Genomic DNA, 11039 nt, shown 5'->3' with positions numbered 1-11039 from the left:
GGAGGTCAGCAATCTATCAGAATTTGCTCGACATGCCGAAGTTGAAGTTCTGGACCTGATCGCCTTCAACCTTCTTGACCGGAATAGCGTAGTCGAAGCGCAGCGGACCGAACGGCGATGCCCACATGATACTTGCACCAACGGACGCACGCCATTCCATGCCAGTGGTATCAACGGGGCTCTTCGCCTGAGCAAGATCACTTCCATAGAGTGTTGCCGCATCAGCAAACAATGCACCGCGAATACCAAGGCTCTCGGGAACAACTGGCAACGGGAACTGTGTTTCAACACTTGCGTTGAAATACGTGGTGCCGCCGAGGAAGCTTCCCTTATCGTCTAGACCGGGCCGACCGTCACGCGGACCGATACCAGCGTACTTGAAGCCGCGAATCATGTCCTGATTGTTCTTGAATGTATCAAAAACGCGCAGCGGTTCGTCGCCGAAGCCCTTGATATAGCCGGCACCTACGCCAACGAGACCGACAATGTCCATCTCTTGCGAAAGCGTCTTGTAATAACTACCCTTGAAGGTTGTCTTCAGGTAATTCGCATCACCGCCGACGCCAGCATATTCCTGATTGAATTTCGCATAGAGACCATCACGTGGATTCTTGCGATCATCAATCGTATCATACACTAACGACCAGCTAACTGATGATTTGATCCAGGTACCGCGATTCGCCGCATCAGCAAAAGCCTGCGAAATCTCGTCCAGATTGACAGAGCCATCAGGGTTACGAGCTTTATCATCGATCTCGTACTTTTCCTGAGTCAGGTTGTACGCGACACCAGCAGTCAAAGTTTCCGTGATCGGCAGACCAAAGCGGATCGTGCCGCCGGTCAAATCGGTCTCATACTTGTCGTTCACACCGGACTGACGCTTGAACAGATCGAAACCAGCCGAAATGCGCTGACCGAGGAAGTATGGCTCGGTGAACGACAGCGAATAGGTACGGTTGTTGTTCAGGCCACCACCGGCGCCAATACGAATGAACTGACCGCGACCGAGGAAGTTGCGCTCGGTGATCGAGCCTTCCACTGTTGGTCCGGGGCTTTCGCCGCCCGTTGTATAACCGCCGCCGATGGAAAACTCACCGGTTGACTTCTCGATAACATCAACAACCAGAACAACCTGATCAGGCTGCGAACCAGGAGCAGTCGTGATGTTGACTGTCTGGAAGAAATCAAGGTTTTCAAGACGCTTCTTGGCGCGCTGGATGAGAACCTGATTGAATGCATCGCCTTCGCTGACATCGAATTCACGACGAATGACATAGTCGCGTGTCTTTTCGTTGCCACGGATCTCAATGCGCTCAAGATAGGCGCGCGGACCCTGATCGATGTTGTAGACAACCGAAATCGTGTGGTTCTCGAAATTGCGATCACCGCGTGGCTCTACCTTGGCAAAGGCATAACCCTGACCAGCTACCTTTTCAGAAAGCTTGATGATCGAATTTTCGACTTCCTTGGCGTTGTATGTCGAACCCTGGCTGGTTTCTACAAGACCGCCGAGCTTGGACGCATCAACACCCTCAACCGAGCTCTGAACCTCTACACCGCCGAATGTGTACTTCTCACCTTCTTCAACTGTAACGGTGATCGTGTATTCATTGGTCGCCGCATCGAGATTGGCTGTCGATGAGATAACGCGGAAATCCGCATAACCACGGTTGTAATAGAAACGGCGCAATGCCTCTTCGTCAGCGCGCATACGATCTTCGCTATAGACGTCGTTGCGTGTCAGCCAAGACAAAGGATTGGACTTCTTGGTCGAAATCACGTCGCGCAAGCGGCGTTCGCCAAAGGCATTGTTGCCAACAAAGACAATGTTGTCGATCTTTGTACGGTCGCCTTCGTTGATTTCATAAACAACGTTAACCCGGCCCTGCCCCAAATCCATGATGCGCGAGTTTACCGTAGCATCGCTACGTCCGATGTTGCGATAAGCAGCGCGGACGGCCTCCGTGTCGGCATCAAGCGTCTGCTGATTGAAAGCATCACGCGACTTCAACTGCACAGCACTGGAGAGCTGAACGTCCTTGATCTTCTTGTTGCCTTGGAAAATGACCTGATTGACAACCTGGTGCTCGGAAACCGTAACGATCAGAGCGCCACCGGACTGAGTAATGCGCACATCGCCGAACAGGTTTGTTGCAAACAAACGCTTGGTGGCAGCATCGATATCATTATTGGAGAAAGGCTTGCCTGGCGTAATGCCGAGATTGTCCTTGACCGTCTGTGCGTCAACACGGGAATTCCCGCGCACTTCAATACGGCTGACGGTTGCTGCCTGGGCTGTTGTTACCCCGGCAATCGTTGCGACGATTGCACCTGGGCCCACAAGAGCCGCTGAAATGGCGAGCGCCGACGCTGCACCAACGAATTTTGAACTTGCCGCCATAGGCCTACTAAACCTTTGTTTCTCGTTGTCCCCGGGCGAGATCCCGGACTAAGCACTTACTCGCACACCGTCATAACCGGTTTTTACATACACGCAAGGCTTACGGTTAAAATCTGTTTACTTCGCACGAAAGCGTGGCATCCATGCCACTCCATTCACAGCTTATAGTAAACAGATCATAACGCTTTTCCAGCCCACCTGCATATTTTCACTAATGTTTAATTTTTCTCACCGGCAGGCGAAAAGGTCATTAAACACCACAAATCCCATAAATCCCAACACCAGCAAGAAGCCAACTCGGAAGAAAATCTCCTGAATGGCGGGTTTGACGGGTCTGCGTATGACAGCTTCTACTGCATAAAAGATCAAATGACCGCCGTCCAGCGGCGGCAATGGAAATAGATTAAGCAGTCCAATGCCAATTGAAAGCATGGCCGTTAGCTGAATAAGCCAGTCAATACCCTGACTTGCCGCCTGTCCCGCCATGGTTGCTATCTTTACCGGACCGCCGAGCTGACACTTATCTTCGCGGCCGGCAAAGAATCGGCTGAAAAATTGGCCTGTACGCGCAATAATAAACCCGCTCTCGCGCACCGCCTGCCCCACTGATTCGACAGGGTTATAGGTGATCCGGCGAAAGTTCCCGACTTCCTGATTGTTGACGACGCCAATAGCTGCAATTTTGACGGTGTTACCCAAGGGATCTTTTTGCTCAACCAGTTCCGGCGTAGCGGTGAGATCAACCTGCTGCCCGTTGCGCTCCACGACAAACTTAAGAGAATCACCCGCACGGGCGGAAACGTGCCGCTGCACGTCGGAAAATGTATAAACCTTGTCGCCGTCAACGCTGATGAACCGGTCACCCGGCTGAAAGCCTGCAACAGCCGCTGGTCCGCCCGGGCGCACTTCCGCAACGATCGGGTCCGCAACCATGCGTCCATAGAGTGCAAAGAATACGGAAAAGATCGCAACTGTAAGAAGAATATTGAAGGCGGGTCCGGCAAACACCGTTGCCGCCCGTTTCCATACGGGTTGCGTGTGAAATGCGACGGCACGTTCTGCCGCGCTCATGTTTTCCGGCAAGGTTACGGGTGAACTCGCAACGCTTTCATCGCCTGCAAACTTCACATATCCGCCAAGCGGAATCGCCGAAAGCTTCCAGCGCGTTCCATTTCGGTCATTGAAACCAAACAGCTCCGGTCCAAATCCAATCGAGAAAGCCTGCACCCCAATGCCGCACCAGCGGCCAACGAGGTAATGGCCCATCTCATGAACAAAGACGACAACGGTCAATATGACCAGGAAGGGTAGAATTGTACCAATAAGCAAACTGTGAGGGCCGAAAAGATAGCTCAGCGTATCCGTCAAAATGTCCTCCGGGCGTTGCTATAAACCCGCAGAGGGTTGCCGAAGCGCGGCCAGCTAGAAAAGAATATCGTAGGGCGTTTCCGGTTTAACCAGAATTGCTCCGATGAGGTACAGCAATGCCGCTGCTGCTACAAGTCCGTCCACCCGGTCCATCACGCCACCGTGACCGGGGATCATATGCCCCAGAATCTTTCACGCCAAACCTGCGCTTGACCCATGATTCCCCCAGATCGCCAATCTGAGCCGTAACGGACAGCACGAATGCGATCAATGGAATGGGAACACCGCCTGCCGGCGTTATGAAGGCTGCACAGGCAACACCGGCAGCAATGCCGGCTGCGGCTCCGCCAATGGCTCCTGCCCACGTCTTGTTGGGTGAGAAACGCGGCGCCAGCTTTGGTCCTCCCAATGCGCGCCCGTTGAAATAGGCAAAAATGTCCGTGGACCAGACAACAGCAAACAAAAACAGGACTGCCGCAAACCCATCCCCCGTGTCACCACGCACAAATGTCAATGCAATGGCGGGGAAACCGGCATAGAGCAGCCCCGTCGCCGGCCAATAGCCTGACGCCCTGCCTCCAAGCACAGCCACTATGGCCGCTCCTGCCAGCAGCACAGCAATAATCAGCAGTCCATTATGGGAAAACAGCAGCATTCCAAGGACCACGATCAGACAGATCCACGCGACACTGCGGGTCAACGCAGTTGAACGCGGCGCCGTGATCGAATGCCACTCGTAGAAGACGCCGAGCCCGATAGCGCATGCCATCAGGGTAAACGGCAGACCGCCGATCCATGTGAGGGCTAGAGCAATGGCAATAAGGATGATGGCGCTAAAGGTGCGTTTGTACAGATTTGAGAACCGGCTGCCTGTCTTGACCGGCGGAGTGGGCTCTGCAGCCGTCACAGGGCTATTTCCTGTTGATTTACCCCACCGAACCGGCGTTCGCGCATATGGAACGTCTCAATCGCTTCAGCGAGGTGCGTAGAGCGGAAATCAGGCCAATAACACGGCAGGAACATGAATTCTGAATAGGCAGCCTGCCAAAGCAGGAAATTTGAAAGACGCATCTCGCCGCTGGTGCGGATAATGAGGTCCGGATCAGGGATATCGGCTGTATCGAGCCGGGCAGAGATGGCTTCGGCTGTCACGTCCGCTTGGGTGATGACACCCGCACTCACGTCTGCCAGCAGTTGCTGAACCGCACGGGTAATCTCATTGCGTGAGCCGTAGTTGAAGGCAATGACCAGAGTCAAACCCGTATTGCGACCCGTCAGCGTCTCGGCTTCCATCAGAAGGCCGCGAATATCCTTCGCCAGCCCTTCCCGCTCGCCAATGATACGCACGCGCACATTCTCACGATGCAATTCAGCAAGATCGCGGCGGATGAAAAGCTTGAGCAATCCCATCAAATCCGAAACTTCAGACCGTGGACGCGACCAGTTTTCCGACGAAAACGCAAACAGCGTCAAAAATGGAATGCCCATTTTACCGGCCGCACGGATCGTATCGCGCAGCGCTTCCAAGCCGGCCTTGTGCCCCGCCGCACGCGGCAAGCCCCGTGCCTTTGCCCAACGGCCATTTCCATCCATGATGATGGCAATGTGGCTCGGATTGGACATAGTATTCAACCTCCGGTGGCAACAATATTGGGCAGCAGGTTAAACCTGCATAATTTCCGCCTGCTTGACGGCAACGACCTTGTCCATCTCGGTAATCGTCTCGTCCGTCATTTTCTGGACTTTTTCCGAAAGGACCCGGTTGTCATCCTGACTGATATCGCCGTCCTTTTCGAGCTTCTTCAATTCGTCCATGCCGTCGCGGCGTACATGGCGGGCGGCAACCTTTGCCTGCTCAACATATTGGTGGGCGATCTTGACCAGTTCCTTGCGGCGCTGTTCGTTGAGTTCCGGCAATGGAATACGAAGATTATTGCCATCCGTAATAGGATTGAGGCCAAGACCGGATTCGCGAATCGCCCGTTCCACCTTACCGACCATGGACTTGTCCCAGACGGAGACGGCCAGCATGCGGGATTCAGGGACCGTAATATTGGCAACCTGATTGAGTGGCATATGTGAGCCGTAGGCTTCAACGGTGATTGGTTCAAGCAAGCTTGCCGAAGCTCGCCCCGTACGAAGACCGTTAAGGTCATGTTTCAAAGCCTGCACAGCGCCATCCATGCGGCGCTTCAGATCATTCAAATCGAGTGCATCACTCATACTCAATGCTCCTATATTCTTTCCGGTATTCCGCTCAACCTGTGCGGGAATGTTGGATCATTCGTCAGAAACGATGGTCGCACGCCCTCTGCCCTGCAGAACTTCCGCAAAACCACCTTTTTCGTGGATTGAATAAACAATTATTGGGATATTGTTCTCGCGCGCAAGAGCAACAGCCGTTGTATCCATTACAGAAAGGCCGCGATCCAGCATCTCCTTGTGGGTAAGTCGGTCAAACCGGACGGCATTCGGGTCTTTCTTGGGGTCAGCGGTGTAAACACCGTCAACCTGCGTGCCCTTGAAGAGAGCATCGGCGCCAACTTCGGCCGCGCGCAAGGCTGCAGCCGAGTCAGTGGTAAAAAATGGATTGCCTGTACCGCCGGCAAAAATCACGACTTTTCCCATATCCATATAAGCCGTTGCCTGTCTCTGCGAGAAAGTCTCGCACAATTCAGGCATGGCGATGGCAGAAAGTACAACTGTATCAATACCAATCTTGACGAGGGATGTGCGCAGCGCCAATGAATTGATGACTGTCGCGAGCATGCCCATATGGTCGCCGGTTACCCGGTCGCCGCCCTTGGACGCCACAGCGACGCCGCGGAAAATATTACCGCCGCCGATAACAACGCCAACTTCTACACCCAATGCACGCGCTTCAGCGATATCGCTGGCAATACGGTCGGCAACCGTGACGTCGATACCGAAGCCCTGATCACCCATAAGAGCTTCACCGGAGGCCTTGAGCAGAACGCGTTTATACACAGCCGTACCAGCCATAAAACCTCCCTCAGAGTCGTGCATGTCAGATATTTGAAGTCCGGATACACCAAGGGCACCGCGTTGTCACGCGGTGCCCCCGGATTTAGTCAGTCGTGAAATTACTTCTTCACAGCTGCTGCGACTTCAGCAGCGAAATCGGTTGCTTCTTTCTCGATACCTTCACCGAGAGCGAAACGCACGAATGCTGTGATTTTTGCCGGTGCGCCGATTGCCTTTTCCGCATCCTTGAGAGCGGCTTCAACAGTCAGGTCAGGATTGATGACGAAAGCCTGAGAAAGCAGCACAACTTCTTCGTAGAACTTGCGCAGGCGGCCTTCGACCATCTTTTCGATAATGTTTTCCGGCTTGCCGGACTGACGAGCGGATTCGGTGAAAACCGCCTTTTCACGCTCAACAGCTGCCGGATCAACTTCAGCTGGTGTCAAAGCAAGCGGGTTGGTTGCAGCAACATGCATTGCAACCTGACGGCCGAATGCGTTTGCAGCGTCCGCATCGCCTGCGGTCTCGATTGCAACGAGAACACCAAGCTTGCCAAGGCCGTCAGAAACGCCGTTGTGGATGTAGGTTGCCACAACGCCTTCGCTGACGCTGAGCGCAGCAGAGCGGCGGAACGAGAGGTTTTCACCGATCGTGCCAACAGCGTCCTTGATCGTATCGACAACCGACTTGCCGGAAGCTGGATAGGTCGCAGCGGCAACGGCAGCTGTCGAACCATCTGTCGTAAGGGCCACATTGGCTACGTTGCGGACGATGTCCTGGAACGCGTCATTGCGGGCAACGAAATCGGTTTCGGAGTTGACTTCGACAACGACGGACTTTTTGCCGTTCGAAGCAACACCAACCAGACCTTCGGCAGCCGTACGGCCTGCCTTCTTGTCAGCCTTGGAAATGCCTTTTGCGCGCAGCCAGTCAACGGCGGCTTCCATGTCGCCATTGGTTTCAGTCAGGGCTGCCTTGCAGTCCATCATGCCAGCGCCGCTGATTTCGCGGAGTTCTTTTACCTGTGATGCAGAAATGCTCATTATGTCGCCTCTTCTCAAAGCGAAGGCATACTGGGGAAACCAGCATGCCAACTTTTGCGGCGCGTCATGCGCCAATCGATATGGTTTTAATCACCCGATTAAGACGGGTGTATGAAGCCTCAAGCGGAGGCTTCACCTTCCTGTGCAGGAGCTTCGGCAGCCGGAGCTTCGAGCGTTGGCTCAACAGGAGCTTCTTCCTGAGCGCCGACATCGATGCCGAGCGAACCCTGCTGGCGCAGAATGCCATCAAGAGCAGCCTTGGCAATCAGATCGCAATACAGCGAAATAGCGCGCGATGCATCGTCGTTGCCTGGGATCGGGAAGTCGATCTGGTCCGGATCGCAATTGGAATCGATAACGGCTACAACCGGAATACCAAGACGCTTGGCTTCCTGAATAGCAATCGCTTCCTTGTTGGTATCGATGATGAAGATGAGGTCCGGAACCGAACCCATGTTCTTGATACCGCCGAGAGCGCGGTTGAGCTTCTCACGTTCGCGATCAAGATTCAGACGTTCCTTCTTGGTGAAGCCCTGTGCTTCGCTGGAAAGAAGTTCGTCGAGCTTGCGCAGACGCTGGATGGAATTCGAAATCGTCTTCCAGTTGGTCATCATGCCGCCGAGCCAGCGGGCGTTGACGTAGTACTGAGCCGAACGGGTTGCGGCATCAGCAATGATGTCCGAAGCCTGACGCTTGGTGCCAACGAACAGAACGCGGCCGCCACGGGCAACGGTGTCCGAAACCTTCTTCAGCGCGGTGTGCAGCAGAGGATAGGTCTGGGCCAGGTCAAGAATGTGAATATTGTTGCGGGAACCATAAATATATGGTGCCATTTTCGGGTTCCAGCGATGTGTCTGGTGGCCGAAGTGAACGCCAGCTTCAAGGAGCTGACGCATGCTGAAATCAGGCAATGCCATCTCTTAGTTTTCCTTTTCCGGTTGAACCTCCACGGGAAAGAGGCGGAAACCCGCCACCGGAGGCCATATCGGATTTCTCCCGATATCAACCCAAATCCCGTGTGTGGAATGAAGCGGCTGTTAAGCGATATTCCCGGCAAACGCAAGAGCAAGGGAGAGAAAAGGTAGTTTCACGTCGGATTTATTGGGTTTATGAGCGTGCGTCAGTGGTTTGCTGTCGCTACTATCGGGGAATATCCTTCTGGTTGCCACGCCGCTATCGTCTTGTCAGACTTATACAAAAACTGATATAAAAAGAGGCGATATTTTGAAGCGCTTGGAATTTCTCGGAGATTCACTGGTTCGATTGCGTGACTTTCCTGAAACCATTCGAAGGGAGATCGGCGTGCAATTGCATAAGGTGCAGCTTGGGTTGGAACCAAGTGATTGGAAGCCAATGGCCACCATTGGCACAGGTGTTGGTGAAATCCGCGTTCGAGACCATCAGGGAGCGTTTAGAGTGCTCTACGTCGTGAAGCTCGCAGAAACGATATATGTTTTGCACGCCTTCCAAAAGAAAACGCAAAAAACGATAAAGCGCGACTTGGATATCGCTGCTCTGCGTCTGAGACAAATCCAGGAGTGAAAACGATGGAACGCTTGAGTTTTGGTAATGTATGGGATGCGCTGGAAAACAATCCTGCTGAAGCGGCCAATATGTCGATGCGGTCCAATCTCATGATCGCTATAGAACAGCAGATAAACAGCTGGAAACTGACCCAAACCGAGGCCGCGCGCCGTTTGGGAATAACGCAGCCTCGTTTGAATGATCTACTGAAGGGTAGAATTATGAATTTTAGCTTGGATACACTCATCAACATTGCCACGGATGCCGGGCTTTCCGTGCGAATGGATATCACTCTGGCCGCGTAATTCTATTTCGAGCACTTCGGTGCGTCAAACAGCTCCAAATTGACCAGCTTGCCGATCATGGAGAAATCGCCGTAATCCATTTTCAGATCGCGCGTTACGCCATTGCGATACATTTTGAAATTGATGCGATAGCTTGGCAGGCCTTCTGATTTGTCCTTGTCATCAAAATAGGCAATCGATACGGGCCAGGTGTTTTCCTTTTCCAGCGGCCCCATCTTCTTCGTCTCGTCATCGGAGTCACCTACCCCCGGTTTGCCAATGACAACGGTCGTCGCCATGACCTTGTCGGCATCTTCAGAGCCATCGAACAGTTTGGTCTGATAAAACACATCGCCGGCAATCGCCTTTTCGATCAATTCCTGCATGTGCCGAGTTGGAAATTGCGAGAGTTCGAGATTTTCCTTGTTTGCCTCTGGTTTGGTCAGCGCAACTTCGGTCTTGTCTTTGGCAAGGAGCGCATCGCCGCGAACTTCCTTTGTCAGGCTCTGGTCAACGAAAGTCTTGTTGACGAACCGAAACTTTGCGCCGTCGCCTGATTCAAAAGTCGTTGTCTGCTGGTCCGTCACGCGTTGCGGCTGTTCTTCCATATCCACGCGGGTAACGAAGCGGAAATTTGTCGTATAACCTTCGCAATCCGATCCATTGAACTCATAGACCATGCGGCCTGTCAGCCCCGTGATACCACTGCTTTCCTGCGCATTATCCAGTTTGAGATCATAAATGGCGCGGTGTGGCACGAGAGTCGCTGTTCCAGCGGCTAGAGCCATGGATGATCCGGACAGACCCATGGCGCTGAGGCTGAAAACGAGGACAGGAATTAGACGCATTGACAAGATTCTCCAATTTTCGAATGTCATATTAAAAAAACTCTTGGCGGAAGCGAGGCAAAAATCGCAACTTCCATCACAATCAATTGCGATTCCGCAACATAAGGACAGGAAAGCCCATGACCAATACCATCGAAAGCCGCCTGAGCGAGCTTGGAATCACTCTCCCGGTCGCAGCGGCACCCGCCGCAAACTACGTTCCGTTTGCTCAAAGCGGCTCATGGCTGCTGACTTCAGGTCAGTTGCCATTGGCTGCAGGAAAACTCATCCACACCGGTTTATTGGGTGGTGAATTGACCGTTGCGCAGGGGCAGGAAGCCGCCAAGGCCTGTGCCATCAATATTCTTGCGCAAGCCAAGGCTGCGCTTGGCGATCTGGAAAAGATTGCCCGCATCGTCAAAATCACCGTATTTGTGGCGTCGAAGCCTGATTTCACTGAACAGCATCTTGTTGCCAATGGTGCATCTGATCTGTTGGTTGCCGTGCTGGGCGATACTGGCCGCCACGCGCGATCTGCCGTCGGCACAGCGTCCCTGCCGCTGAACGCACCGGTCGAAATCGAAGCCATCATTGAGGTCAAGTAATC

The 11039-nt window shown here is 53.4% G+C and carries 11 protein-coding genes and 1 pseudogene; 3 read left to right on the top strand and 9 right to left on the bottom strand.

Features of this window, described 5'->3' with window-relative positions; translation table 11 throughout:
* Positions 1-16: 16 nt before the first annotated feature.
* The 8 genes and pseudogenes from bamA to rpsB form a co-directional block, all read right to left on the bottom strand.
* Positions 17-2401: an outer membrane protein assembly factor BamA gene (bamA, locus tag HB779_RS13320; protein ID WP_188342849.1), complete on the bottom strand. Its 2385-nt coding sequence runs from the start codon at positions 2399-2401 to the stop codon at positions 17-19.
* 228 nt (positions 2402-2629) lie between these two features.
* On the bottom strand, positions 2630-3769 hold the full coding sequence (gene rseP, locus HB779_RS13315) for an RIP metalloprotease RseP (RefSeq protein ID WP_188342848.1): 1140 nt from the start codon (positions 3767-3769) through the stop codon (positions 2630-2632).
* Between the two features lie 54 nt (positions 3770-3823).
* Positions 3824-4676: pseudogene (locus tag HB779_RS13310) on the bottom strand (phosphatidate cytidylyltransferase).
* A complete protein-coding gene (locus HB779_RS13305; RefSeq protein WP_188342847.1) occupies positions 4673-5392 on the bottom strand; it encodes an isoprenyl transferase in 720 nt (239 codons plus the stop codon). The pseudogene HB779_RS13310 and the gene HB779_RS13305 overlap by 4 nt, the downstream one beginning before the upstream one ends.
* A 39-nt stretch (positions 5393-5431) precedes the next feature.
* Positions 5432-5992, bottom strand: a complete 561-nt coding sequence (frr, locus tag HB779_RS13300) for a ribosome recycling factor (protein ID WP_188342846.1) — start codon at positions 5990-5992, stop codon at positions 5432-5434.
* A 57-nt stretch (positions 5993-6049) separates the two neighbouring features.
* Positions 6050-6772: a UMP kinase gene (pyrH, locus tag HB779_RS13295; protein WP_188342845.1), complete on the bottom strand. Its 723-nt coding sequence runs from the start codon at positions 6770-6772 to the stop codon at positions 6050-6052.
* A gap of 101 nt (positions 6773-6873) precedes the next feature.
* Entirely contained in the window at positions 6874-7797 is a 924-nt protein-coding gene (gene tsf / locus HB779_RS13290) for a translation elongation factor Ts (RefSeq protein ID WP_188342844.1), read from the bottom strand.
* Between the two features lie 119 nt (positions 7798-7916).
* Positions 7917-8714, bottom strand: a complete 798-nt coding sequence (rpsB, locus tag HB779_RS13285) for a 30S ribosomal protein S2 (RefSeq protein WP_188342843.1) — start codon at positions 8712-8714, stop codon at positions 7917-7919.
* 307 nt (positions 8715-9021) lie between these two features.
* On the opposite strand from rpsB, the gene HB779_RS13280 reads away from it, so the two are divergent.
* Both HB779_RS13280 and HB779_RS13275 read left to right on the top strand, forming a co-directional pair.
* The gene (locus HB779_RS13280; protein ID WP_188342842.1) at positions 9022-9339 is read left to right on the top strand and encodes a type II toxin-antitoxin system RelE/ParE family toxin; all 318 of its coding nucleotides are present in this window, start codon (positions 9022-9024) and stop codon (positions 9337-9339) included.
* A gap of 5 nt (positions 9340-9344) precedes the next feature.
* Positions 9345-9626 carry a helix-turn-helix domain-containing protein gene (locus tag HB779_RS13275; protein WP_188342841.1) on the top strand — a complete coding sequence of 94 codons (282 nt, stop codon included), beginning with the start codon at positions 9345-9347 and terminating at the stop codon, positions 9624-9626.
* A 2-nt stretch (positions 9627-9628) separates the two neighbouring features.
* On the opposite strand, the gene HB779_RS13270 is transcribed toward HB779_RS13275, so the two are convergent.
* Positions 9629-10453 (bottom strand): cell envelope integrity EipB family protein, encoded by an 825-nt coding sequence (locus HB779_RS13270; RefSeq protein ID WP_188342840.1) that lies wholly within the window; start codon positions 10451-10453, stop codon positions 9629-9631.
* Between the two features lie 119 nt (positions 10454-10572).
* Here HB779_RS13270 and HB779_RS13265 point away from each other — a divergent pair, with 119 nt between their 5' ends.
* Positions 10573-11037, top strand: coding sequence for a RidA family protein (locus tag HB779_RS13265; protein ID WP_188342839.1), 465 nt, complete (start codon positions 10573-10575; stop codon positions 11035-11037).
* Positions 11038-11039 lie beyond the last annotated feature (2 nt).

Source organism: Phyllobacterium sp. 628 (assembly GCF_014189505.1).
Lineage (GTDB): Bacteria > Pseudomonadota > Alphaproteobacteria > Rhizobiales > Rhizobiaceae > Phyllobacterium.
This window is presented reverse-complemented; position numbering and strand designations above follow the sequence as displayed.